Annotated in this window: 22 protein-coding genes, 3 tRNA genes and 2 rRNA genes; 6 read left to right on the top strand and 21 right to left on the bottom strand. The window is 52.3% G+C overall.

What is annotated here, in order from left to right; all coding sequences use genetic code 11:
* Positions 1–202: 202 nt before the first annotated feature.
* A complete protein-coding gene (locus HMPREF2609_RS01295; protein ID WP_048751392.1) occupies positions 203–1093 on the bottom strand; it encodes a hypothetical protein in 891 nt (296 codons plus the stop codon).
* Positions 1094–1253: 160 nt separating this feature from the next.
* Between HMPREF2609_RS01295 and HMPREF2609_RS11230 the strand changes: the two genes are divergently transcribed.
* The 5 genes from HMPREF2609_RS11230 (at position 1254) to HMPREF2609_RS01270 (ending at position 5006) form a co-directional block, all read left to right on the top strand.
* Positions 1254–1847 carry a TetR/AcrR family transcriptional regulator gene (locus tag HMPREF2609_RS11230; RefSeq protein ID WP_037231446.1) on the top strand — a complete coding sequence of 198 codons (594 nt, stop codon included), beginning with the start codon at positions 1254–1256 and terminating at the stop codon, positions 1845–1847.
* Between the two features lie 126 nt (positions 1848–1973).
* Positions 1974–3365: a galactokinase gene (locus HMPREF2609_RS01285; protein WP_070534559.1), complete on the top strand. Its 1392-nt coding sequence runs from the start codon at positions 1974–1976 to the stop codon at positions 3363–3365.
* Positions 3366–3466: 101 nt separating this feature from the next.
* Positions 3467–3631 (top strand): ribosome recycling factor, encoded by a 165-nt coding sequence (locus HMPREF2609_RS01280; RefSeq protein ID WP_070534557.1) that lies wholly within the window; start codon positions 3467–3469, stop codon positions 3629–3631.
* A 231-nt stretch (positions 3632–3862) separates the two neighbouring features.
* Positions 3863–4168 carry a glutaredoxin domain-containing protein gene (locus HMPREF2609_RS01275; RefSeq protein ID WP_013398139.1) on the top strand — a complete coding sequence of 102 codons (306 nt, stop codon included), beginning with the start codon at positions 3863–3865 and terminating at the stop codon, positions 4166–4168.
* Positions 4169–4187: 19 nt separating this feature from the next.
* Positions 4188–5006 (top strand): shikimate 5-dehydrogenase, encoded by an 819-nt coding sequence (locus HMPREF2609_RS01270; RefSeq protein WP_070534555.1) that lies wholly within the window; start codon positions 4188–4190, stop codon positions 5004–5006.
* Between the two features lie 362 nt (positions 5007–5368).
* Here HMPREF2609_RS01270 and HMPREF2609_RS01265 read toward each other — a convergent pair whose 3' ends face one another.
* Together HMPREF2609_RS01265 and HMPREF2609_RS01260 are read right to left on the bottom strand one after the other, a co-directional pair.
* Entirely contained in the window at positions 5369–6010 is a 642-nt protein-coding gene (locus tag HMPREF2609_RS01265; RefSeq protein ID WP_239661995.1) for a rhomboid family intramembrane serine protease, read from the bottom strand.
* A 273-nt stretch (positions 6011–6283) separates the two neighbouring features.
* Positions 6284–6811 carry a peptidylprolyl isomerase gene (locus tag HMPREF2609_RS01260; RefSeq protein WP_004005916.1) on the bottom strand — a complete coding sequence of 176 codons (528 nt, stop codon included), beginning with the start codon at positions 6809–6811 and terminating at the stop codon, positions 6284–6286.
* 218 nt (positions 6812–7029) lie between these two features.
* Between HMPREF2609_RS01260 and HMPREF2609_RS01255 the strand changes: the two genes are divergently transcribed.
* Positions 7030–7371, top strand: a complete 342-nt coding sequence (locus tag HMPREF2609_RS01255; RefSeq protein WP_048755420.1) for a hypothetical protein — start codon at positions 7030–7032, stop codon at positions 7369–7371.
* 142 nt (positions 7372–7513) lie between these two features.
* Here the strand turns inward: HMPREF2609_RS01255 and HMPREF2609_RS01250 are convergent, their stop codons facing one another.
* From HMPREF2609_RS01250 to dnaA, 18 genes are all read right to left on the bottom strand, one after another.
* Positions 7514–7903, bottom strand: coding sequence for a hypothetical protein (locus HMPREF2609_RS01250; protein ID WP_048755421.1), 390 nt, complete (start codon positions 7901–7903; stop codon positions 7514–7516).
* Between the two features lie 325 nt (positions 7904–8228).
* A 5S ribosomal RNA gene (gene rrf / locus HMPREF2609_RS01245) occupies positions 8229–8345 on the bottom strand.
* 3 nt (positions 8346–8348) lie between these two features.
* A tRNA-Ala gene (locus HMPREF2609_RS01240) sits at positions 8349–8421 on the bottom strand.
* Positions 8422–8504: 83 nt separating this feature from the next.
* On the bottom strand, positions 8505–9548 hold the full coding sequence (locus HMPREF2609_RS01235) for a Tat (twin-arginine translocation) pathway signal sequence (protein ID WP_070534553.1): 1044 nt from the start codon (positions 9546–9548) through the stop codon (positions 8505–8507).
* A gap of 217 nt (positions 9549–9765) precedes the next feature.
* Positions 9766–10251 carry a DUF3349 domain-containing protein gene (locus tag HMPREF2609_RS01230; protein WP_004005920.1) on the bottom strand — a complete coding sequence of 162 codons (486 nt, stop codon included), beginning with the start codon at positions 10249–10251 and terminating at the stop codon, positions 9766–9768.
* Positions 10252–10298: 47 nt separating this feature from the next.
* On the bottom strand, positions 10299–10601 hold the full coding sequence (locus HMPREF2609_RS01225) for a hypothetical protein (protein WP_004005921.1): 303 nt from the start codon (positions 10599–10601) through the stop codon (positions 10299–10301).
* The gene (locus HMPREF2609_RS01220; protein ID WP_070534551.1) at positions 10601–11869 is read right to left on the bottom strand and encodes an inorganic phosphate transporter; all 1269 of its coding nucleotides are present in this window, start codon (positions 11867–11869) and stop codon (positions 10601–10603) included. Before HMPREF2609_RS01220 ends, HMPREF2609_RS01225 begins: the two co-directional genes overlap by 1 nt.
* Positions 11870–12281: 412 nt before the next feature.
* Positions 12282–12398: ribosomal RNA gene (rrf, locus tag HMPREF2609_RS01215) — 5S ribosomal RNA — on the bottom strand.
* A gap of 3 nt (positions 12399–12401) precedes the next feature.
* Positions 12402–12474, bottom strand: a tRNA-Ala gene (locus HMPREF2609_RS01210).
* Positions 12475–12501: 27 nt separating this feature from the next.
* Entirely contained in the window at positions 12502–12615 is a 114-nt protein-coding gene (locus HMPREF2609_RS10740; protein WP_115333524.1) for a DUF2648 domain-containing protein, read from the bottom strand.
* Positions 12616–12637: 22 nt separating this feature from the next.
* A tRNA-Ile gene (locus HMPREF2609_RS01205) sits at positions 12638–12711 on the bottom strand.
* 195 nt (positions 12712–12906) lie between these two features.
* On the bottom strand, positions 12907–13488 hold the full coding sequence (locus HMPREF2609_RS01200; RefSeq protein WP_070534549.1) for a DUF3566 domain-containing protein: 582 nt from the start codon (positions 13486–13488) through the stop codon (positions 12907–12909).
* Positions 13488–16127: a DNA gyrase subunit A gene (gene gyrA, locus HMPREF2609_RS01195; RefSeq protein WP_013398147.1), complete on the bottom strand. Its 2640-nt coding sequence runs from the start codon at positions 16125–16127 to the stop codon at positions 13488–13490. Before gyrA ends, HMPREF2609_RS01200 begins: the two co-directional genes overlap by 1 nt.
* A gap of 79 nt (positions 16128–16206) precedes the next feature.
* The gene (gyrB, locus tag HMPREF2609_RS01190) at positions 16207–18267 is read right to left on the bottom strand and encodes a DNA topoisomerase (ATP-hydrolyzing) subunit B (RefSeq protein ID WP_179958860.1); all 2061 of its coding nucleotides are present in this window, start codon (positions 18265–18267) and stop codon (positions 16207–16209) included.
* A 247-nt stretch (positions 18268–18514) separates the two neighbouring features.
* Positions 18515–19180, bottom strand: a complete 666-nt coding sequence (locus HMPREF2609_RS01185; protein WP_083296666.1) for a DciA family protein — start codon at positions 19178–19180, stop codon at positions 18515–18517.
* The gene (gene recF / locus HMPREF2609_RS01180; protein WP_070534547.1) at positions 19177–20388 is read right to left on the bottom strand and encodes a DNA replication/repair protein RecF; all 1212 of its coding nucleotides are present in this window, start codon (positions 20386–20388) and stop codon (positions 19177–19179) included. Before recF ends, HMPREF2609_RS01185 begins: the two co-directional genes overlap by 4 nt.
* A gap of 66 nt (positions 20389–20454) precedes the next feature.
* A complete protein-coding gene (gene dnaN / locus HMPREF2609_RS01175; protein WP_004005928.1) occupies positions 20455–21582 on the bottom strand; it encodes a DNA polymerase III subunit beta in 1128 nt (375 codons plus the stop codon).
* 614 nt (positions 21583–22196) lie between these two features.
* A complete protein-coding gene (gene dnaA, locus HMPREF2609_RS01170) occupies positions 22197–23858 on the bottom strand; it encodes a chromosomal replication initiator protein DnaA (RefSeq protein ID WP_070449416.1) in 1662 nt (553 codons plus the stop codon).
* Positions 23859–23888: the final 30 nt, after the last annotated feature.

Here is a 23888-nt window from a genome sequence, read left to right as displayed (position 1 = left end):
TTACCGGAGAGTCACAGGTAACAGCCCTTCTCGCAGGAGAGTTCGGGTAATGTTCACCTACAAGACGAATAACCGTAAGGTAATACTATTCCAATTTTGGAATATATCGTTTTACCCCGCAAAGACAGGGAACCCCTTCACCAAAATCAACCTCTGCGATCTTGGTGAAGGGGCAATTATATTCTGTGAGGGAAGCTGAATGCTATGCCGACCCACAGCCGCCGGAACCGCATCCGCACCCACCGGAGGCGGCAGGTTTCGGAGTCTCAACCGGCTGAGTGGAGTCGTGCCCGCCGCAGCATCCACCTTCGGAATGCGCATGCTGTTCTGTCGAGACGGAATCGGAACCGCATCCGCCCGAGCCACAGCCGCATCCGCCCGAGGATGCGGCAGGCTCGCTTTCGTGTCCGCCACAGCATCCGCCGCCATCAACGGAACCGCAGGCTGAGCCGCGTGCCTCACGGTGACCCATCAAATCAACGCCGAGCTCCGAAAGATACGCTAGGTACCCAGCGAGCGCATCACGACTGCCCGAACCGGCGATCACAATCCCGCCGTGACGCAGTGCTTTGAGGGTTTCATTCACGAGCGGCCAACGCTCAATATCATCGGTAATGGTAATAGCACTCACAATATGCATGGCCAGAGATGCCAGCGAACGCAGCGACTCTTCATAGCCTTCGGGAAGGTGAATAACCTTATCGGGGGCGGCAAGCCGCAAGACGGAGAGGATACGCATCAGCGTCATCGGAACCGCCTGCTGAGGTAGTTTTACGGTAATGCCGGTAGATTTCCCAGCTCCTAAAGCCACCATCCGGTCAGCGAGTTCATGAGAATCAATATCTTGGCTTATATCTAAAATTTCATAAGAATCAATAGAAATTGAACGTGTACCTAATGCTTCAGCTAATTCCTCATCTTCAGTATGAATTGCTATTACATTGCGAAATTCTTGGCGGCGAAGTGCAGATGCTGCTTCAATAAGCGCAAAATCTTGACCGTCTTCAGTGCTCAGAAGCGACTGCGCTTCATCGCGGGTCAATCCTTCTCCCCCGCTAATGCGTGCCACAAGTTCGGAATATGCGTTACTCATACCATTTATTAAACACCTACGTAAGCCTCAATTTTTACAGTTATGCCACTAGCAATTTCTATAGTTTTCTACATAAATACAATTACTTCTTCATACTCTTTACGAGAATTTATAGGTGTTTTTCATGACAGCAGAGAGATTTCACCCGTAAAATAGACGTGTGGTACTTTCTCAAGCAAAAATTTTAGACACAGCATTTGATCTTCTGGTAACCAATGGTTTAGCGGATTTGTCGATGCGCCGTTTGGCGGCTGAACTTCAAGTTGCTCCCGGCGCCCTCTATTACCATGTCAAGAATAAACAGCACCTTTTGGTGCTTCTTGCGAACTATATCTTGGATAAGAAAGCTCCAAAGGAGCTTCTTATGCCCGCGGATTCTAAGGATCCAGAGGCAGTGAAAGAGTCCTTGATCGTGCGCGGACAGGTCCTTTTCGAGACCATTTATTCCATTCCAGAATTTCCTGAAGTTATTCGCCTGGCATTGGCAACTAATCCTGAGCGGCTCAAACCCGTGGCGGCTATTGCCTACGACGCTCAAAATATGGGGTTTGAGCCTGGAGAGGCGCTGCGCCGCGCCCGCATGCTCATTCACCTTGCCTTGAGCCTGGTGGAAGAGGCACAGGCTATTCCTGTATTGACTTCGCTGACTGCGGAAGCCGAAGAGAATCCCCTGCAGGAAATTCCTAAGCCGGTGTGTGAAGCATATACGGCTGATATTTCCACCGCGATCGATGGGCTCATGCTCTCCAAATAATTCCCGCATACAGATGCATATGCATCAGCCGGGGCTGCTGCTGTTGTGCAGTCGTGCCCCGGTACGCAGGCGTGCAGATGGTATGTTGAAGAGTACCGTTTTATCGCATTGCCTGAATGGAGTTCTATGACGACCACCGCAATCCCGCAGTGGGCTTCTCTGCCCGAACATCAGGATGAAATTCAGCGGGTACGCCAAGCGTTTCGACAGACCTATGGTAAAGAGCCCGATGGGGTATGGTCCGCCCCCGGTCGTTTGAATCTCTTGGGCGAATACATCGATTTTCTGGGTGGTTCGTGCATGCCCATGCCGCTACCCTACCGTACCTACATTGCGGGGTCGCTGCGCCGAGACGGGGTGCTGCGCGCATCCTCTCTGCAGATGCCCGGAGACGAACGCACAATTGTAATTCGGGATATTCAACCCGGGCATATTAAGGGCTGGTTCACCTATGTTGCCGGTGTTGCGTGGGCGATGAATCATGAAGGTGGTCGCGATATTATGCTTCCCGGTCAGTTCGGGGCTGATTTGCTCATTAACTCGCGGGTTCCCGTGGGAGGGGGGCTTTCTTCGTCCGCCGCTTTAGAATGCTCCACAGCACTGGCGCTTCTTGACCTTTCCTGCCCGCTGCGCCCCGGTTGCCCGGATACAGATGCGGTTCCTTCCGACCGCTCCCCCGATAACGATGCACTCCGGGCTCGCCTGGCACAGGTGTGCATCACCGCAGAGAACAAGGTTGCGGGCGCCCATACCGGCGGACTCGATCAGACGGCGTCGCTGCGGTCAAAGCCAGGTCAGGCTTTGGTCATCGATTTCCGTGATTTTTCGATAGACCCTATTCATCTGAACCTGCAGAAGCACGGGCTAAGTTTTCTTGTTGTTGATACGAATACCCCGCACGCGCTTGCACATAATGGTTTTGCCGACCGGCGTGCCGCCTCTGAATCGTGTGCGAAAGCGCTTGGTCTCACCTTTCTGCGTGATGCTCTTCCCGAAGATCTTTCATGTGCACACCACGACGAACGTGAGGCTAAAGAGTGGCGTTTGGAACTAGTAGATTCTTCGGTTAATCGTTCTCTGACAGCATTAGAGGAACGTGAGGGTCCGGCAACTTTCCCGCGCGGCTGGGTTCGCCATGCGTTTCACGATATGACACTGGTGGGGCGCGCCAGCTACCTGCTCAAACATGCGGATGAACTGGGGTATCGGGCTTTTGAAGAGGCTGGGCGCATCTTTACCGAGTCCTTTATTTCGATGCGCGACGAGCTTCGCGTCTCCCGCCCGGAGATCGACGTTGCGGTTGAAGCCTGCCTGGCACACGAGGCCCTAGGGGCGCGCATCGTTGGAGGCGGTTTCGGCGGTGCTGTGATGGCTCTTGTTAAAAAATCCCGACTTGAGGAAACAGCTCAGGCGATCGCCCAAGCATACGCCGAACACGGGTACGCCGAGCCTCGTTTTCTGCCGATGGTTGCCGGTTTCCCTGCGGATTGTGATTGGCTCTCGGAGAACTTTAGATAAATTTCACCCTAACTCATGTCATGATATTTTGAGGGTTGTTTATACTCTGTACAACCTCTACACTGTGTTTCAACCAGTCACCCAAAATAAAGGAGAGTCTTATGGGTTTCGATCCGAAGAACATCGTCGAGCAGGGCATCGACAAGGCAAAGAACTTCGTTAACGACAAGGCAGGTAAGGAAGTCGTCAACGACGAGCACACCTCGAAGGCCGAAGAGGTCGTCAATGAGAACGTCCAGAAGATTACCGATAAGTTCGGTAAGTAAGACTCTAGTCTTCAAGAATTCCCCGCATTCATTTTCATGATGCGGGGAATTTTTCTGTATTCGAAGGCCTTTACCAGCAGATTCATGATTCTTTCGCCTATGCTGGAATTATTGTCTCAAACGCTCTGTTTTTGTAGTGTTAGACAGCCCGCATGCAGCCTGTTGCTTTACCCCGATGGGTCACAGTAACCGCGGCGGGCTCCCTATTGTGTTATACCTTTGGAGATCAAAATGCTCGAACGTCAACAAGCAACCCAAGAAGACGCACGCAAAGTTCAGGAAGACGGCGGAGTCGTCATCTATTGGCGCCCTGGATGCCCCTTCTGCGAGCGCCTCGATTCGTCGTTAGGCGACCTGGGCAATCATGCAACCTGGGTCAATATTTGGGAGGATCCTCAGGCGGAGGCCCATGTGAAGAGCCTCAACGATGGCAACGCGGTTGTTCCCACACTCGATACCGGCGATATGCATTTCGTGGTAGCTGACCGCCAAACTCGCGAGAAAGCCGCAACTCTCATTCGCAACACTCTTTCCTAAACCACCGAAGGACTCCCCTATGCCGCGTCCACCACTGAACCGCGATACGACCCTTTGCATTTCCCTGTCTGGACGACCGTCAAACCACGGCATCAAGTTCCACAATTATCTGTATGAGAAACACGGCCTTGATTACTTGTATAAGGCGATGACAACCACGGACATTGAGGGTGCTATCGCGGGTGTGCGCGCTCTGGGTATTCGCGGATGTTCCGTTTCTATGCCCTTCAAACAGGCGGTTATTCCGCTCATGGACGAGGTCGATCATTCGGCGCAGGTCATTGGGGCGGTCAATACTATCGTCAATACGGACGGGTACCTGCACGCCTACAATACCGACGTGATTGCAGTAGCTTCCTTGCTGAAATCGCATGCCGTTGATCCTAAGCTGCCGTTTCTTCTGCGCGGTTCAGGAGGCATGGCGGCGGCCGTTGCGGGTGCCTTCTACGATGCTGGGTTCCGGGCGGGCACTATTATCGCTCGCAATGAGGATGCAGGCACGGCGCTCGCGCACCGGTACGGGTATGCGTGGGCGCCTGAACCCGGCGATCTTACCGCTCCAGTGATTGTGAATGTTACCCCGATCGGTATGTCTGGCGGTGCCGAGAGCGAGCAGTTGGCATATCCGCAACCCACGATTGAGGCGGCGTCGGTGGTATTCGATGTTGTGGCGATGCCTGTGGAAACCCCACTGATTCGTGCCGCTCGCGCTGCCGGTCATGAGGTTATCACGGGCGGCGAGGTGATTGCTCTGCAGGCAGCTGAACAATTCCGGCTGTATACGGGCGTCACGCTTAGCCCCGATGACATTGCTCAGGCTGAGGCGCAGGCGAACTAGTCTGTACAAGCGTTCCTCTGGGTGCAGTTCGTTGATCGAGCTGCACCCGTTTTTTGTAATTACACATCCTGGGTTTTAAGTTTTCCACAGGTGGGGATAAACATGGGGAAAACCTTACATGCCTGTAATTTCGAGATGATAAAGCCTTCTATCCACAGGTAACTACGGGGTACTAACAAATGTGAAATTACATCACTGTAGTTATTCACAGTGTGGAAAACTCATGTGGATAATCAAAAAATACAGGTGCTTTTCTGTGTTTTAAAGCAATCGGTGGACCACCGTATCCCGCCCTGTCCCCACAGGGAAAATTGGGATACTGCGGCCCACCAAAAATTAGTTATCCACAGGTATTTCGAGTATTACCTTCGGATACTTCGTGTGCGCTGAATAATCTGAGGCGCTAAAAGCGCTGCCGTGGCAAGAGCACCGACCACAAAACCGCCCGCATGAGCCTGCCAGGAAATCCCGGGAACGAGGAATCCAAAGGCGACGTTCACGGCGATCATAATCATGAGGGCCCGTATATTATCCCGTTCGCGCAGAACCACCATAATCACCAGGTAGGCACCAATCAGCCCGAAAATACCGCCGGATGCGCCCACAACCTCCGCAGTTGGATCGTCCAGAAGAAGCACGCCAAAAGAACCGCCTACGATGGAGAACAGGTATACGAGCAAATACCGCCACCATCCCATCATCTGTTCAAGGGCAATACCAAAGATATAGAGGGAGAGCATATTCATCACAATATGCGAGTAATCGTTCTGTGAGTGCAAGAAACCACTGGTCAGCACGCGATAGTACTCCCCCGTGAATTCGGTATAATCCCATTTCAGGGCAAACATGGAATACACCCAATACTGCGGGATGATGAGCTGAAGCAGATATACCACTACGTTAATCCCGATCAGGGTGTAAGTTACGTAGGGAACGAACCTGCGCGGTGCGCGCGCCTGATATTGACGTCCATATAGCTCTCGGTAGCAGTCAGGACAGATCATCCCGACGTCCAGATTAATTTGGCATTCCCCGCAGGCGGGACGCATGCACCGTTTACACCGTGCATAGCTCACACGGTCGGAATGCCGCGGGCAAGTGGGCTCCGTCTGAGAGCTATTTTGCTGTGGATTAGATGGGTAGTCCACGTTTTTCCTTTCATACGCTCTTACTCAGTCCCTCGGTTCCCGTGGTTCGGCTCATGGATTACGAGAAGAACGCAGATACGGTGAAGGACCCGTCCCGGTTACCCAGGCGGGTCCTTTCCCAGCACGAAATTAGAGTTTCTTGATGTCGATTGAAGAAATGACGACATCCTTCACCGGACGATCCTGTGCACCGGTTTCAACGCTTTCAATAGCGTCTACAACCTTCTTTGAGGCTTCATCAGCGACCTCACCGAAGATGGTGTGGCGACCGTTCAGCCAAGGAGTCTCTGCCGTGGTAATAAAGAACTGCGAGCCGTTGGTGCCGGGGCCTGCGTTTGCCATTGCGAGCAGGTAGGGCTTAGAGAAAGAAAGCTCGGGGTGAATCTCGTCCTTGAACTGGTAGCCGGGGCCGCCAATACCCATGCCGAGAGGGTCACCGCCTTGAATCATGAAGTCCTTGATAATACGGTGGAACACCACATCTTTGTAGAGCGGAGTGTTCATGACCTCGCCGCTGCGGGGGTGCTTCCACTCTTTAGAACCGTCTGCCAGACCGATAAAGTTCTCAACGGTCAGCGGTGCATGGTTGCCAAAGAGATCAACGACAATATCACCGTAGTTGGTGTGAATAGTTGCTTGAGCTGTTGCATTAGTCATAGGTCTATTTTGTCATGTTGTCTCTATGATGCGCTAGAAGCCGCGCTATCACGGCGTCACGTTAAATTTAGCCTGCTGAGAAAACACGGGCGGTTTATCAGTATTTTTAGCTGAGGTGAGGGTTTCAACAAGCATTTTTCAGGGTAATTCCTTATGCTGAGAGGTGAACATTTACCCGCGTACGTGAGGTATTGCGGTATGACTGATGGAGGTTCACAATGTTCTGCAAGAAGCGCAAGGCTCGTAAAGCCGCGAAGAATTCGGCTGTCGTCGCCGCTATGGCCATGGCAGAGAAGGTCGATGACCTGAATATCCCCGGGCACGCAGATATGTTTGCTGAGAAGCTCACCGGCAAGAAAAAAGCCATGAAGAAGGCTCGCAAGGCCGCCTCGAAAACCGCACGCAAGGCTCATAAAGAGCTGGCACGCATCGAGCGCAACGGCGGTAAGCGCCCCCGTAAGGGTCTAGCCCTGGTGGGTCTGGTTCTTGCGCTGGGCATTGGAGGCATTGCCGCCTACAACGCGGCCCGTCCGGTTGAAGACCCCTGGAAGAGCGCCTAGTTACCCTCTCCCCCATATCCGAAAAGCCATTTTCTTGATTCCCTTGTTCTCACGGCGGATCGCAGAAGATGGCTTTTCTGTTTTAACGTTCCTCACTGAGGTCATATAAGTCTGATGCCAAACCAACGTGCGGACACGTAATTCACTGCGTACGTCCAGTGGGTTCTAGAAGCTTCAAGATGGCAATCGAGGCGAAGAGAGCCGATACCGGCCAGAGGAGATCTCCCCAGCCAAAAGGTCGAAAGAATGCGACGCCAAAGCCCGTGATCATTGCGGATGCTGCCGCCAAGATTACCGAAGTAATCAGCGGAACACGGCGCGGCAGAAAGAAGTGGGCAATCCACAGTAAAGCCATCAGGAAGAAAATGGCGGATAGTCCTCGCCACCACGGTTCCAGCTTGCTGATCCCAGCTTCGCCCGAGGTGACAACTGCGGCTATCCAGCCGATGATAACCAGTGCCACAACGGCTACGGCCATAAGACCTGAAGCCACGCGGGAAATGTCGTTATCCTTTTTCATCATATCGGTCATCAAGGTGCTCCCATCGCCCGGGCAGGGATTCTATCCTACTGTTTACACCTGTCATGGCTAGAGTCCATAGGGTGGCAACTGAACGTAGCACTGACGGATATTGGCTGAATATTCAGCGCCGCAGCAGATAGAGCCTGCTGAATTATCTGGTGAAGAAGACTATTTCGACAAGGATAAGTCATATACACAGCAGAAGGCTAGTAGGTTCGGTATCGTGCAGACATGCATTCTGACCATTAGCCCGTTTTATATATGCAGCAAGCAGGCAGATATAACAAAACAAAGAGGCCTCAGACGTCATGTCTGAGGCCTCTTCGGAAAACTAGTCCGGCGACAACCTACTCTCCCACACCCATCAAAGTGCAGTACCATCAGCGCAAAGAGGCTTAGCTACTGGGTTCGGAATGGAACCAGGCGTTTCCCTCTCACTATAATCACCGAAACGTGGAGGCGAGGGGACTCGAACCCCTAACCCTCTGCTTGCAAAGCAGATGCGCTACCAATTGCGCCACGCCCCCGCGGTGCTCTACTACTATAAACTACTTTTTATAACGTAAGCAAATCCAGCAGAGCGTTTCTTATGAGAAGTACATCACAAGATTTACAGACCCCTAAAAATTGTTTCCTTCACACGAATGTGCATTTCTTTGAGCCCCTCCAGCGTAACCCTCTGTTCACGCATATACGTTTGAGCCACATCGACGAGATCTTCGGGATTTCCATCAATAACAATAATCAGACTGTCCTTCTCACCCGACTTACGGCTGCTGCTTTTTCCTGAGGTATCGTCCATCCAGCGTGCCGTGAAGCTCTTCAAGTTATTGAATTCCTGGGTCTCCATAGCATCCTGAAGCGCCATAGTTATCAGATTCAAACGCTCGGCGCCCAAAACCTGAATTGAAATATCCGCAGTAGCACCCGAAGGAACCTGAAGTTTATTGCGCTGCACGGTATATTGCACTCGCATTCCCTGCGAGAACTGCGCGTTTTGCAGGGTTCGCAGATTTTCCTTGATCTTGTTCCATGCGCCCTTCGTGAGGCTTGCATCGACGTCAAGGGTATTCGAATCGTTATCTTTTTGAATGCTCAACGTATCAACAGCATAGCGAGGTACTGAAACCCCAAGAATTGTTCCCCACTCAGCTTCGGATATTCCTTGTGGGGAAGGAATGGTCATAGCTGCTTCATTATCCGAGGGTTCAAGAGTAATGGACTCGGGGTGTCCATATTCCCACAAGGCCGAAAGAGCACGTGCGGTACCGGCAGAATCTTGTCGCCCACGACTCGTTATCGAGATACGCCCAATAAGTTCAAGATCATCCTCGGAGTTATCGTCCTTGTTCCGACCCTGAATCGTAAATTCTTCGACCTTGAGATAGGTTCCGTCAATATTCTCTCGAATATCGCGCTCCCATTTTTCAAGCTGTTTCCTCCGCGAAACAGTCGCCGCCGCCTCATCGCCTAATATTCCGGCACGGGCAAATTGGGGCATCATCGCAACAACGTCGGCAGCCACGATGCATCCCGCCGTCAGCAAAAGCGAGCGCCTGCTCAGAGAATTCACACGCTGAGGAACATATTTCTTCCATCCGCTAGACTGAGCATCTTTGTGTGCAACATCGTTATTTTCCGCGTTCTGCGACATTACGATATTCCTTTCACCGGTGAGTGAGATTCTACGTTTTTATCTCTACTCCCAGAATACCCAATACCATCGCAGAAGAACTCATCAGGACTGTCTCATCCGCTTCACATCACATGAGATTACGTTCAGGCAGATTAGTATGCGCACCATAAACACTTAAAGCTGTGGGGCAAGAATTACTGCAATTCTCGCCCCACAGCTTTGTCTTCGGATTATCCTAGGCAGATTCAGCTTTTTGAGTCTCTTCTTCATGCTGCCCGGCGTTATTTTGTTCAAGTGCCTCGTTCTGGAGTGTCACATCGGCTGCCGCAAGTTCGGCAATACGGATTTCCCCGGTAGTGGGGTCATCATAGGTGACATATTCAGGATGCCCCTCGATCTCAGTACCGTCATTTACGTGAGTCTCCGATATTAAGAAACCGTGTGCACCTAAAATTTTGGCGACTCGGTCAATATCTTGAGGGGTTGGTGTATGGTCTACCACACGACGAATATATTCGTTAATGCGTTGGTCACTTACATACGCCTCGCCGCGAGCGGCACGCGACTGCATAAGACGACGCACAACTTCTTGAAGCTGTTCGTCAGTCAAACGCATTTTCAAAATTGCCATAACCGCTGCACGGTCTTGAACAGGAACGTCCTTCGGGTAACCGACACTGAGCCAGTCAACAACACGCGAGATGATGTTTTTATCCGGCATCGGATACCTCCTCTATACGTTCATCATATCTATCTTCAAGCATGTATTTAGTGACCTCCACCGGTCACACCAAAGATATTCCACCCAAAAGTATGGAAGATGAAATCTTTGGCGACCCACAGAATGCCAATAAACACAATTCCTATGATGATAGCAAATACAACGCTCGCGGCAATCTTTGAACCGCGACTAGGAGGCTGAATCTCGATAAGTTTACCGTCTGCCGTGTACTCGGTATCCCCCGCCAGCAAGCGCATTCCAAAGGCGTAGAGTGCTGGCAAACCGGCACCTAAGAAAAGCCCAGCAAGAACAACAGGGACGATCTTTTCAAACAATTCGAAAAGAGACATTATGCACCCGCCTTTTCACGTGCCGGAGAGGATAATTCAGGAATGTCTTGATCATCGCTTTGGCGACTCTCAAGAGTTTCGTCCTGAGTCTCCTCTGCCTTGCTGTCATTCTTGCTGTCGTTCCAGTCGGCGGTTACGTTCGATGCGTCCACAACATCCTTCTGGGAATGGCGCCACATCCAGATACTAAAGGCCAGCAGGATCAAGAAGACAACCAATTCACCCACGTAATGAGTGTTCGTCAGGTTGTTTAGTCCCGTACCAATCAGCCATGTAATAGCACCGATAGCGGATGCGGCGGGAAGAGTAATAACCCAGGCAATCACCATACGCCCGGCAACACCCCAGCGCACTTCTGCGCCTTTACGACCCAAACCGGTACCCAGAATTGAGCCGGTAGCAACATGGGTGGTCGAAAGTGCCATACCAAAGTGCGAGGAGGTCAGAATAATTGCTGCGGATGCTCCGTCGGCGGCTACGCCCTGCGGGGTATCAACTTCCACAATGCCCTTACCCAGAGTGCGGATAATACGCCAGCCACCCAGGTAGGTACCCAAGGCAATGGCTATGGCACAAGATGCTTTGACCCAGAACGGAATAGCATCGTCGTTTTTTACGGTACCGGAAGCAACTAGGGCTAGGAAGATCACGCCCATAGTTTTCTGCGCATCGTTGGTGCCGTGCGCCAAGGACATAAGGGATGCGGTACCCACCTGACCCCAACGGAATCCATTGGTCTTCTTATCGTCAGATACCGGCGAGGCGACGCGATAGACCAACCATGTACCCACCGTAGAAACAAGAGCCGCCACAACCGGGGACATCACGGCGGGAATTACGATCTTGGAAACAACGCCTTCCCACTGCACACCATTGAGCCCCATAGCGGCAAGCGCGGAACCGATCAAACCACCGAAAAGAGCGTGGGAAGAACTGGAGGGAAGCCCAAAAAGCCAGGTCAGCACATTCCAGAGAATACCGCCTACAAGGCCGGTAAAGACGATCAACATAAGATCGGCGCCGTTGGTACTGATATCAATCCTGTCAAGGTTTACCAGCCCTTTACCGACGGTTTTAGCAACCTCAACGGATAGAAAGGCACCCACTAGGTTCAGCGATGCTGACAACGCCACCGCTGTCTTAGGCTTAAGCGCACCGGTAGCGATGGAGGTCGCCATCGCGTTTCCGGTATCGTGAAAGCCGTTTGTGAAGTCGAAGGCCAGTGCCGTCAACACCACAATCACGAGGATGATAAGTTCAGTAGTCACATTTTGATTATGGAATGTCTCGCGTAAAATCTAAAGTATTCTTCCCCGAAACGAAATAACACTTAAAACAACATAAACCAACACAATGCCTGTGGGCTACAATGCCTCATCTTGACCTAAAAACCCGAGAAATAAAGGATATACGAATAATAAATCCACCATATATCACGAGCCTTTTCCATGGTTTTCTGTGGTTTATAGCGTTTCCTAAGATTCTCCCCAACAGCAGGTCTCCTCATGTATAACACGTGTTCATCTACTGTTCATGTAGATGCGAGGATTTATGACGCAGCGCGATTATAAGGTTTGTAATTCTATCTAGGAACACTACATATTTGAGAGAATTCAGCGGCATTTTGGTAATGAAACAAAGGACCCCGAGTTCTATGCTCGGGGTCCTTTTCTAAAACTAGTCCGGCGACAACCTACTCTCCCACACCCATCAAAGTGCAGTACCATCAGCGCAAAGAGGCTTAGCTACTGGGTTCGGAATGGAACCAGGCGTTTCCCTCTCACTATAATCACCGAAACGTGGAGGCGAGGGGACTCGAACCCCTAACCCTCTGCTTGCAAAGCAGATGCGCTACCAATTGCGCCACGCCCCCGCATTAGCGGAAAATCGCTATGAAGTTCTAAATGGAATCTGTAGATTCCTGCCAGGCCTGACGAACCTGCTGCGACTGAACCTTTTTGAAGCCCAGAAATGCCACGATCGAGACAGCCGCAAGAACAAAGAGCTTTTTCATAGCAACCTTTCGTCATGGAGAGTGGGCGTACCAAGACTTGAACTTGGGACCTCTTCGTTATCAGCGAAGCGCTCTAACCGCCTGAGCTATACGCCCTCCCATTCCGGCGGAATTCTCCGCAAGAACGAAATATAACTATACAGATGTTTTACCCTGTTGCCAAATCTCTTAGATGTGCATTACAACACAGGGAGAAACCCCATAAAACCAGAAAACCGGGGGAGTATCACTCCGATACTCACCCCGGTCGATAACGCACAAAGACGGCGGTTTTAGATACTCAGGACTATCTTATGATTCGTCGCTGAGGGTCAGCGTAATACCACCCACGAGCTTAGCGGCCAAGTTATACAAAATTGCGCCGATCATACTCAAAAGCGTGAAGATAACGGTGTTAATGACCGACAGAATAGTCGTTGCCAAAGCCACCTGACCGATATTGACCATCTGGGTAATATCAATATTAGTGTTACCGGTACCCATGGAGGTTAAGATCTGGTTCACGCCAGTAAAAGCACCCGAGGCCTGCAAGAAAAGCCAGAGGATTACCGAAGCCACAATGGTCACAATGCCCAGAGCCATAGAGAGCAGGAAGACCATCTTCGCAACCGACCAGGTATCAATTCGCTGAACCACCAGACGAGCGCGGCGAATACGTGAGCGTGGAACCGGGCGGATAGACTGGCGTCGTTGTCCCTTATTCTTAGGACGCGCGCCGTTGGCGGGACGCTTCGCAGGACGCTGCTGTGATGAACCACCAGGCTTAGATGCGTTGCTTTGCCGGTTAGAAGCATTCGTACCGCCCGCAGGGGATCCCTGTGCTGCGGGTGCCGTTTGTTTTCCTGGAGCCGACCCCTGTGGGTTTGCGCTCATTAGTTACCTCCGTCTACATCGGTGGATGCGGTGGTTGGCGTATTTTCTTGCGTATCCACCACCTCGGAATTTATCACAGATTCTTCTGTGGCTTCCACCTCAGCGTCGTCTTCTTTCTGTTCATCTAGCTGGCGATCTTGGTTACGAGCAATACCAATAATGCTATCGCCCTTACCCGGCTTCGCAAAGATAACGCCCATAGTGTCGCGTCCCTTGGCAGGAACTTCGCTCACATTGGTGCGAACAACTTTACCGCTCTGCATCACCACGAGCACCTCATCGTTCTCAGATACGATCAGGCCACCCACAAGAGCGCCACGACCTTCCACAAGCTTAGCAACCTTAATACCGAAACCGTTACGACCCTGAACGCGATATCCCTCAACATGAGTACGCTTGGCGTATCCGCCCTCGGTCACGACGAACACGAAGGACTCAGGGATAACAACCTGTGCCGAGATCAGTTCATCACCGTCACGGAACTTCATGCCGGTCACGCCCGAAGTCGAGCGCCCCATAGGACGCAGAGACTCATTGTTAGCGTGGAAGCGCAACGACATACCATTGCGCGAAATCAGCAGAATATCATCTTCGGGGGAGACGAGGAACGCAGAGACCACTTCGTCATCGTCACGCAGGTTAATCGCGATTAGACCGGCGGTACGGTTCGTATCGTAGTCGCTCAGGCGAGATTTCTTGACCAATCCACCCTTCGTGGCAAGAACCAGGTACTCGGCATCCTCATAGGTCTTCAGGTCCATGACCTGGGCAATATGCTCATCCGGCTGGAATTCCAAGAGGTTCGCCAAATGTTGTCCCTTGGCATCACGCCCGGCCTCTTGCAGTTCATAGCCCTTGGTGCGATATACGCGCCCCAAATTGGTGAAGAACAGAATCCAGCTGTGCGTGGTGGTCACGAAGAAATGTTCCACAACATCATCGCCGCGCAGCTGAGCGCCTCGAATACCCTTACCGCCGCGATGCTGGCTGCGGTACTGGTCGCTGCGGGTGCGTTTGATGTATCCGCCGCGGGTAATCGTCACGACAACTTCTTCCTCAGGAATAAGGTCTTCCATCGACATATCGCCGTTGAAACCGCGCAGAATCTCGGTACGGCGGTCATCACCGTAACGATTCACGATCTCGCCCAGTTCCTCGGAAATAATCTCGCGCTGGCGGTCTTCAGAGGCAATAATCGCGTTGTATTCCGAAATGAGGCGCTGCAGCTCGTCGTGGCGATCCTGAATCTTCTGGCGTTCCAGAGCCGCCAGACGACGAAGCTGCATATTCAGAATTGCCTGAGCCTGCGCTTCATCAATATCCAGGAAGTCCATCAAGGCCGAACGAGCTTCATCGGCTGTGGGGGAGCGGCGGATAAGTGCAATAACCTCATCCAGAGCGTCCAGAGCCTTGAGCAGACCGCGCAGAATATGTGCTTCTTCCTCAGCCTGGCGCAGACGGTACCGAGTACGACGTACAATCACGTCCATCTGGTGGTTTACCCAGTGGCGAATGAAGGCATCAAGTGAGAGAGTACGCGGTACGCCATCCACAATCGCCAGCATATTGGCAGAGAAGTTCTCCTGCAGCTGTGTGTGCTTATACAGGTTGTTGAGTACAACCTTGGGCACGGCATCGCGTTTGAGCACAATCACGAGGCGCTGACCGGTACGGCCTGAGGTTTCATCACGCAGATCGGAAATTCCGGTGACTTTACCTTCCTTGATGAGATCGGCAATCTTAATCGCCAGGTTATCGGGGTTTGCCTGGTACGGCAGCTCGGTCACCACAAGGCAAGTGCGCCCGTGGATCTCTTCGACATTGACGACCGCGCGCATCGTAATGGAACCGCGGCCGGTGCGGTAAGCATCCTCAATACCCTTGGTACCCAAAATGGTGGCACCGGTGGGGAAGTCCGGTCCCTTAATACGCTCCATGAGGGCGCTCAGAAGCTCTTCATTCGTGGCGTTCGGGTTCTTCAGGAACCATTCCACACCTGCGGCAACTTCACGCAGATTATGCGGAGGAATATTGGTTGCCATACCCACAGCGATACCTGAGGAACCGTTCACCAGAAGGTTCGGGATGCGCGCCGGCAATACCGTGGGCTCAAGCGATTTACCGTCATAGTTAGGCTGAAAATCGACGGTATCTTCATTGATGTCACGCACCATTTCCAAGGCGATAGGTGCCATCTTCGTCTCGGTATAACGCGGAGCCGCAGCGCCGTCATTACCGGGGGACCCGAAGTTACCCTGACCAAGCGCCAGAGGATAGCGCATAATCCAGCTCTGGATCAGGCGTACAAGGGTATCGTAAATGGCACTGTCGCCGTGGGGGTGGAATTGACCCATCACATCGCCCACCACGCGAGCGCACTTATTGAAGGCACGATCGGGTCGATACCCGCCGTCATACATCGCGTAGATGACGCGACGATGCACAGGCTTGAGTCCATCACGCACATCGGGCAGGGCGCGACCGATAATAACCGCCATTGCATAGTCCAAGTAGGAACGCTGCATCTCGGTCTGCAGATCTACCTGTTCAATATGACCGTGGGGATCGTCAAGCACAATCTCACCACTATTTGTGGTGACCTCGATATCTGGGTTTTCGCTTTGGTTTTCTTCACTCATGAGTTTTTCCGTTCCTCTGTGACTCTCTCGCTTATATTCCGTTTGGGAAATATAGCCAACTGGCTATATGCCAAACTCTTTAGATATCGAGGAATCGAATGTCCTTGGCGTTCTGCTGAATAAAGTCGCGGCGGGCTTCTACATCCTCACCCATCAGAACCGAGAAGATCTGATCGGCTGCAGCCGCATCCTCCATCTTCACCTGAAGCAGGGTACGGCGTTGAGGATCCATCGTGGTATCCCACAGCTCGGTATAATCCATCTCGCCAAGACCCTTGTAACGCTGAATGCCATTGTCTTTAGGCAAACGCTGATTCTTTGCCTGGCCGCGTGCCAGAGCCTCATCTCGCTCGGCATCAGAGAACACATAATCGTGCGGAGCGTTCGACCACTTGATGCGGTACAACGGAGGCTGTGCCAAATACACATATCCGGCTTCAATGAGCGGGCGCATAAAGCGGAAGAGCAGGGTTAGCAATAGGGTGGTGATATGCTGGCCGTCCACATCGGCATCGGCCATAAGAACGATCTTGTGGTAGCGAGCCTTCTCCAGGTCGAAATCGTCGCCAATACCGGTACCGAAAGCCGTAATCATAGCCTGAATCTCAGCATTGGAAAGGGCTCGATCGAGGCGGGCACGCTCCACGTTGAGAATCTTACCGCGCAGCGGCAAAATAGCTTGGCTGTTTGGATCGCGCCCCTGCACTGCCGAACCGCCTGCGGAATCACCCTCCACCAGATAAATTTCGGAGATCGACGGATCCTTTGAAGCACAGTCTTTGAGTTTTCCGGGCATCGAACTGGTTTCCAGCAGTCCCTTACGCCGAGTCGTCTCTCGCGCTTTACGTGCCGCCATACGTGCCTGTGCCGCCGTAATAGCGCGGCGCACCACATCCTTGGCAACAGCGGGGTTACGATCGAACCAATCGGCCATATGATCGTTGATCTCGCGCTGGGTAAAGGATTTTGCCTCGGAGTTACCGAGCTTCGTCTTCGTCTGCCCTTCGAACTGCGGCTCGGAAATCTTAATCGAAATAACCGCAGTCAGACCCTCACGCACGTCTTCACCGGTGAGGTTATCGTCTTTATCCCGCAGCAGTTTATTTTCGCGAGCATAACGATTCACCAGGGAAGTCAGCGCAGCACGGAAACCTTCTTCGTGAGTGCCGCCTTCGTGAGTGTTGATCGTATTCGCATAGGAGTGCACCGACTCTTTATACGACCCGGTCCATTGCATAGCCACCTCAAGCGCCATATGGCGCACGGTGTCCTCAGCCTCAAAGTAGATAATATCTTCGTTGATAACGGTTTTTGAGCCTGCGTTGAGGAAGTGCACGTAATCGAAAAGACCATTATCGTAACGATAGGTGACCGTGCGGTGTCCTTCAGCGTTTGCACCTACACGGTTGAGAGGGAGAACTTTATCTTTCTCATCCTCTTCTTCGGCGACCTCGTCGCCCCCCTCAAATTGATCACGCTCATCGGTGAGAGAAATTGTCAGTCCCTTGTTCAGGAACGCCATCTGCTGGAACCTGGCACGCAGAGTCTCAAAATCAAACTCAACGGTCTCAAAAATCTCGGGATCAGGGTAGAACGTCTGAATAGTACCGGTCTTCTGAGAGGCTTTACCGCGGCGCAGGGGACCATCAGGAATACCACCGTTAGCAAAAGAAATGTGCCAGGAATAACCCTGACGGTGGACTTCGGTTATAACCTTTTTCGAGAGCGCATTAACGACAGAAATACCCACGCCGTGCAAACCACCGGAAACGGCATATCCGCCGCCGCCGAATTTACCGCCAGCGTGAAGAACAGTCATAACGACCTCGACCGTGGATTTATGCTCAGTTGGATGCTCATCCACGGGAATACCGCGGCCATCATCTTGAACGCGCACGCCACCATCGGCCTGAATTGTAACTTCAATATGACTTGCGTAGCCTGCGAGCGCCTCATCTACGGAGTTATCGACCACCTCGTAAACCAGATGGTGTAGACCGCGTTCAGTTGTCGAGCCGATATACATACCGGGACGTTTACGAACCGCTTCCAGACCCTCCAAAACGGTAATGTCAGATGCGCCGTATTCATGGGGTTGTTCAGATGTCACGAGTGCGTAACTCCTTGGGGTAGATCTCATGCCCGGTGATGTATCACCGCTGCACCTAGATGAGCGCAGCATCAGCATATTCTCTACTATTCTACCGAATTTCACGACTTTACGCCCATATTTTGAAGGGTGTGGAACGGCTTATTTCGAATATACAGCCTTCTAAGGCTTTTCTGAGCATACTCACCCCGGTATGCGGTGGGGGATATATACCGTACCGTTATCTTCGTTTCCGGCGATTTAGGCCCTTATGACGCAAAAGTGTCAAATAAGCGGGTTATCCGTAAGTGTCTCGTACCCCTCGGCCTCCCGGTGCCCGTTTAGGACCGCGCGATGCCCAGCGCCCGTTATTCGGCCCGTAAATACGGATGTTCGCCACCACGCCTTCACCAAGCTCACGCGCGAACATCTGCACAATCTGATTACGCATGAGCCTAAGCTGCGTTGCCCAAGCGGTCGAATCACACTGCACATCGACCACGGCATTCTCAAAGCGCGTGGGTTTAGCATGCGTGGCAAGTTCGGGCCCAACAAGTTCACTCCATCGCGCCATAACACTGGAGACCGCCACGGGCTCTTTCCACCCACGAGAACGAATCAGGTACGAGATCACGCCGTCAAGCAGCTTCGGATCGCGAGAATCTTCTCCAGAGGCGGTATAGCCGCCCAACACGCGCATATCGACCCGCTGGGCGCGAGTTTTCCGCTGTCCCGGTTCGGCGCTCATGGCAGAGCCAAATTCACGAAGAATCTTCTTTGCAGAGAATGCGTTGAGTCGCCCCTCGCCGCGGGCTGCTGCGGCGGCGCGCATTCGTTCTACTATGGCGGCGGGGGCATCGACCTCATCACGATAGTATTCTTGCTCGGGATCAAGTGAAGATTCTTCATGATTCGACGGTTGAATGCCTATTTCCTCACCGTCATCCCAGAGTTTCTCGCTCATGAGGACAAATCCTCAGTCTGCGGTGCGTCTGTAGTTTCGGGCGCATATTCGGCGTGAGCGGCACTCACCCGCACTAAGCGGTACGTCCCCAGTTCCTCGGGAATATCGCTCAGCACGGCGCTGGTGAGCAAAACCTGTTCTGCCTGGGCTACTAAAGCACCGAGACGGTGACGTCGTTCTGAATCTAGTTCGGCAAAAACATCGTCAAGAATAAGAATGGGGGAGGACCCGGGGGAATCGTCGTCGGCACGATGTACAAACCAGGAAGCCAACCGCAAAGAAAGCGCAACCGACCAGCTTTCCCCGTGAGAGGCAAATTGTTTAACAGCTAACCCACCCAAAAGCAGCGTTATATCGTCCCGATGCGGTCCCACCAGAGTCACCCCGCGCTCCAGTTCGGCGGTACGGCGCTCGCGTAAGCGCTGCGCCATCGCATCTTTAATGTCGTCGATGCTCATACGCGAAACATGTTCGAGCCCTCGCTCAGTGATCTCGGGAAAAACCGTCGAATCGTAGGTAAATGAGATGTCCTTTGACCCATCGGTCAGCCCGGTGTAGGCGCGCCTCAAGTGGGGAAGCAGAAGCCATAGAACACGAAATCGTGCTGCGAGGAGCTGTGCCCCTAGCTGAGCCAATTGTTCCGACCACACATCAAGGGTATGCATCGCGTTTTCATCGTCTGCCGCCAAGGAACCGCGGCGCTGCAATGTTTTCAACAGCGAATTGCGCTGGCGCAAAATGCGTTCGTATTCCTGACGGTACCCGGCAACAACGGGTCGCAGCGAAACCGCTAAATCATCAATAAAACGACGTCGCCCCGCGGGTTCACCCTTGACGAGCTGCAAATCTTCGGGCGAGAACAACACGGTGCGCGTAATCCCTAGGGCTTCACGGGCGCGCACGGGAGCGGCTCGATTGATGCGCACCCGATTGCTCGCCCCGGGTGCTATCTCGAATTCGGTGACCGTTTGTTGTGAACCGCGCACCGTGCGCACACGAATATAGGCTCGGGATGCGCCCACCCGCACGAGCGGACCATCATGGCTTACGCGGTGCGAGGAAAGATTCGCGGTGTAGTCGATAGCCTCAATAATATTGGTTTTTCCAACACCGTTAGGCCCTAAAAAAACGGTAACTCCGGCGCTCAGCGGTAGGTTGAGAAGGGGGTAGGTGCGGTAATCAAGAAGCGAAAGATGATCAAGATACACAATACCCCCTTCTATAAAAACGAATGTTTATTCTAATTTTCTATGCCCCGGCGCCAGAATGCGCGATTAGTTAGCGGGCAGTCGAATCGGTTGAACCAGGTACCGGTAGCTAAGATCTTCTTCACTTAGCGGCTCATCCTGACCGGAGAGCACGGCAGGTTTAGGAGCCTCAGTAAAGGAGAAACGTACAAAGTCGGTATCGAAGGCACCCAACCCCTCCGAAAGGTACGTGGGGTTGTATGCCACCGTAATTTCGTGACCGTCCAGCTGCGCGGGCATCGATTCGGATGCGCGAGCCTCATCGCCACGCCCGGCATCGATCGAGACCTGTCCGTCTTCGGTGAACTGTAGACGCAGGGGAGTGTTACGTTCCGCCACGAGGGAAATACGGCGCGCCGCCTCCGCCAAATCTGATGTACGAACCACAGCATGAACCGCGGTTTCGGTTGGGAAGAGGGCACGAAGATTCGGGTACTGACCGTCCATGAGAACACTCGTGGTTCGGCGGGATCCCGCAGAGAAACCGATAAGATCGCCATTTTCAGGAAGTGCGATAGAAAGCTCTCCTGAGCTTGAGAGGGTACGCCCCACCTCGGTCATGGTTTTGGCCTTGAGCAGAACCGCAGCCTCAATTTCAGGGTTCTCAGGATTCCAGGTAATTTCGCGCATTGCCAGGCGGTACCGGTCGGTAGCAAGAAGAGTCATGGTTGAACCGGAGATTTCCAGGCGAATACCGGTAAGCAACGGCAAAGTTTCGTCTTTGGAAACCGCGATCTGAACCTGGGAGACAGCCTTAGCGAATTCCGCGCCATCAACAGTACCGGAGATCTGCGGGAGTTCGGGAAGCTCCGGATAGTCCGCCACCGGCATACCCGCCAGCTGGAACTTTGCGGAGCGACAGGTCATAAAAATTGTGGAGTCATTAGCCACGAACTCGACATCTGCGTTAGGCAGCGAGCGGCAAATTTCGGCAAGCATCTTACCCGGTACTAAACAGGTTCCTTCCTGCTCTACCGACGCCTCGATCGTCTGCTTGGCACTGATTTCATGATCGAAGCTCGAAATAGAAACCTCACCACTTTTAGCTTTGATGAGAAGGCCGTTGAGCACGGGAGAGGTGGGACGAAGAGGTAGCGAGCGTGCGGTCCAACCAACCGCCTCGGCAAGTACGTCACGTTCAACGGTAAATTTCATCAAAGAGCCTTTCGGTGATGAAGCAAACGGGTTTGAAAAAAACGATGATGAGCTCACGGATGCGTATGGAATTGAGAACCCGACATCGTGCGTGTGTAGTTTATGCAAAACTGCATAATCCATCCTACCGGATACAGGTTCGTCAAGGAGAGGGTACAGGTTAGTTCCGCTCAGAGGGTTTAGAAAATTTTGTAATTACATCTTTAGAAAGGTAGATCATGCAGTACAGCTTCAGAAGGTTATGAAAATTGTAATTACAAAAATCTGATGCTGTTGTCTCGCTACCATCGTCAAAATAGTTGGATACTGCGTTCGATTGGACCTGCGTGGGTGCGCTTCATGTTATGTGAGGGTGTTTTCTTTAAAGTACAGTAATGTTAATAACCCCTGTGGATATCGTGGAAAAACCAGAGTTCCCCTGTAAAATCAAGGAAATCACCTGTGGATATTAAGTGGACAAAAATTAGCGTTTCTGAGGATGTATTGTGTATGGATATTTATACATCTACCTTCGTCCACACATCATGAATAATCATGCACTTAATATCCACTTAACGCCCCGGTTTAACACACACGTTATCCACAGGCTGTTTAAACCTTGAAATTCCGGGGAACTACCGACTTTCACGCTGATCCTGCTTGATTTTGTTCGTCAAATCGGTGACCTGGTTAAAGGTAGTGCGTCGTTCGGCCATTTGTGCTCCCACCTTCCGTACCGCGTGCATAACCGTGGTGTGGTCGCGGCCGCCTAATTCCTGCCCGATGCGCGGCAATGACATATCTGTGAGCTCACGCAGTAAGTACATGGCAATCTGACGTGCATTTGTAAGGGTTCGAGTGCGGGACTTTGACCGTAAATCTTCTAAAGTCACATCGAAATAGGAAGCCGTAGTCGCCAGCACTTGCCCCGAGGTAATTTCGGTGTCGCCCGCATCTGTAATGAGATCCTTGAGCACAACTTCGGCTAAAGCAACATCGACGGGCTGCTTATTGAGCGAGGCGAATGCCGTTACACGAATGAGCGCGCCCTCCAACTCGCGGATATTCGCCGTAATATGCGATGCAATATACTCCATCACATCATCGGGAACGTTGAGCGATTCACTCTGTGCCTTCTTGCGCAAAATAGCGATACGAGTCTCCAACTCGGGAGGCTGAACATCGGTAATCAGACCCCACTCGAAGCGCGAACGCATACGTTCGGCAAATCCAGTGAGCTGTTTTGGTGGCAGATCAGAAGTAATCACAACCTGCTTTTGGTGATTATGCAGGGCATTGAAAGTATGGAAGAACTCTTCCTGCGTATGTTCTTTACCCGCCAAAAACTGGATATCGTCAATCAGAAGCATATCGACATTGCGATAAATCTGCTTGAAAGATGATCCCTCATCGTCACGAATCGAATTGATGAAATCGTTCGTGAACTCCTCAGAATTTACGTACCGCACGCGCAAGCTCGGGAAAAGATGCTTGGCATAGTGCCCAATCGCGTGCAGGAGGTGGGTTTTACCCAGCCCCGAATCGCCATAAATAAAGAGGGGATTATAGGCTTGGGCGGGGGACTCTGAAACAGCAAATGCTGCGGCGTGTGCAAAGCGGTTAGACTGACCAATCACAAAAGTATCAAAGGTGTAATTTGGGTTCAGACGTGCCGAAGAATCCCAACCGGAATCCGAAGAAACAGCGGTATGAGTATCTGCGGTTTGGGAAGAAATGTCCTCAGTCTCTGCAGGAGAAGAAATCGGCTGAGCGGGAATGGCAGAGTCCACATGCTGCGGCGTGTGTACTTCGGAAAAATCGGTGGGGGAGGGGGAAGAACTCTGCGGGCGCTCGGCGAAGATGGCGGGATCAACCGGTGACGCTGTCGGTGCATCGGCAACGGGCACATCCGCAGTTTGATGAGGCGGTACAGGGGTGTGGAGCTCGGCCTCAACCTCATGAAGCGGGGGCATAGGAGAATCGTCTTCGATCTGCGGTATCGAAGGCGAAACCGTCTGAGATGTTTGCGCAAGCGATTCATCAATCGTGAAAGCCTCTGATACACCGGGGCCAAAAACGGTGGTCAGAGCCTGTTGGAAGGGGGCCTTGAGCTGAGACTGAAAAATATTGCGGGTTAGTTCGCTGGGAACGGCAATCAGAAGAACGGTTCCCACGAAAGCCTGAGGCTGCGCAAGACTCACAAAACCACGCAGACGCTGAGAGACCTCAGGATTCGCTTGCAGAATGCTTATGACCTGTTCCCAGCGTTCCTGAAGCTGCGTGTGCTCAGCGTTCATCAGTGATTCCCCTCGTAAAGATGACAAAGA

Source organism: Rothia sp. HMSC058E10, assembly GCF_001809415.1.
Taxonomy (GTDB): Bacteria; Actinomycetota; Actinomycetes; order Actinomycetales; family Micrococcaceae; genus Rothia; species Rothia dentocariosa.
This window is presented reverse-complemented; position numbering and strand designations above follow the sequence as displayed.

What these genes read in the sequence shown, in the direction of transcription:
- HMPREF2609_RS01295 (WP_048751392.1), bottom strand. Translation starts at nt 1,093, where the DNA reads ATGAGTAACGCATATTCCGAACTTGTGGCACGCATTAGCGGGGGAGAA.
- HMPREF2609_RS01285 (WP_070534559.1), top strand. Translation starts at nt 1,974, where the DNA reads ATGACGACCACCGCAATCCCGCAGTGGGCTTCTCTGCCCGAACATCAG.
- HMPREF2609_RS01280 (WP_070534557.1), top strand. Translation starts at nt 3,467, where the DNA reads ATGGGTTTCGATCCGAAGAACATCGTCGAGCAGGGCATCGACAAGGCA.
- HMPREF2609_RS01275 (WP_013398139.1), top strand. Translation starts at nt 3,863, where the DNA reads ATGCTCGAACGTCAACAAGCAACCCAAGAAGACGCACGCAAAGTTCAG.
- HMPREF2609_RS01270 (WP_070534555.1), top strand. Translation starts at nt 4,188, where the DNA reads ATGCCGCGTCCACCACTGAACCGCGATACGACCCTTTGCATTTCCCTG.
- HMPREF2609_RS01265 (WP_239661995.1), bottom strand. Translation starts at nt 6,010, where the DNA reads ATGATCTGTCCTGACTGCTACCGAGAGCTATATGGACGTCAATATCAG.
- HMPREF2609_RS01260 (WP_004005916.1), bottom strand. Translation starts at nt 6,811, where the DNA reads ATGACTAATGCAACAGCTCAAGCAACTATTCACACCAACTACGGTGAT.
- HMPREF2609_RS01255 (WP_048755420.1), top strand. Translation starts at nt 7,030, where the DNA reads ATGTTCTGCAAGAAGCGCAAGGCTCGTAAAGCCGCGAAGAATTCGGCT.
- HMPREF2609_RS01250 (WP_048755421.1), bottom strand. Translation starts at nt 7,903, where the DNA reads ATGACCGATATGATGAAAAAGGATAACGACATTTCCCGCGTGGCTTCA.
- HMPREF2609_RS01235 (WP_070534553.1), bottom strand. Translation starts at nt 9,548, where the DNA reads ATGTCGCAGAACGCGGAAAATAACGATGTTGCACACAAAGATGCTCAG.
- HMPREF2609_RS01230 (WP_004005920.1), bottom strand. Translation starts at nt 10,251, where the DNA reads ATGCCGGATAAAAACATCATCTCGCGTGTTGTTGACTGGCTCAGTGTC.
- HMPREF2609_RS01225 (WP_004005921.1), bottom strand. Translation starts at nt 10,601, where the DNA reads ATGTCTCTTTTCGAATTGTTTGAAAAGATCGTCCCTGTTGTTCTTGCT.
- HMPREF2609_RS10740 (WP_115333524.1), bottom strand. Translation starts at nt 12,615, where the DNA reads ATGAAAAAGCTCTTTGTTCTTGCGGCTGTCTCGATCGTGGCATTTCTG.
- HMPREF2609_RS01200 (WP_070534549.1), bottom strand. Translation starts at nt 13,488, where the DNA reads ATGAGCGCAAACCCACAGGGGTCGGCTCCAGGAAAACAAACGGCACCC.
- gyrA (WP_013398147.1), bottom strand. Translation starts at nt 16,127, where the DNA reads ATGAGTGAAGAAAACCAAAGCGAAAACCCAGATATCGAGGTCACCACA.
- gyrB (WP_179958860.1), bottom strand. Translation starts at nt 18,267, where the DNA reads ATGAGATCTACCCCAAGGAGTTACGCACTCGTGACATCTGAACAACCC.
- HMPREF2609_RS01185 (WP_083296666.1), bottom strand. Translation starts at nt 19,180, where the DNA reads ATGAGCGAGAAACTCTGGGATGACGGTGAGGAAATAGGCATTCAACCG.
- dnaN (WP_004005928.1), bottom strand. Translation starts at nt 21,582, where the DNA reads ATGAAATTTACCGTTGAACGTGACGTACTTGCCGAGGCGGTTGGTTGG.
- dnaA (WP_070449416.1), bottom strand. Translation starts at nt 23,858, where the DNA reads ATGAACGCTGAGCACACGCAGCTTCAGGAACGCTGGGAACAGGTCATA.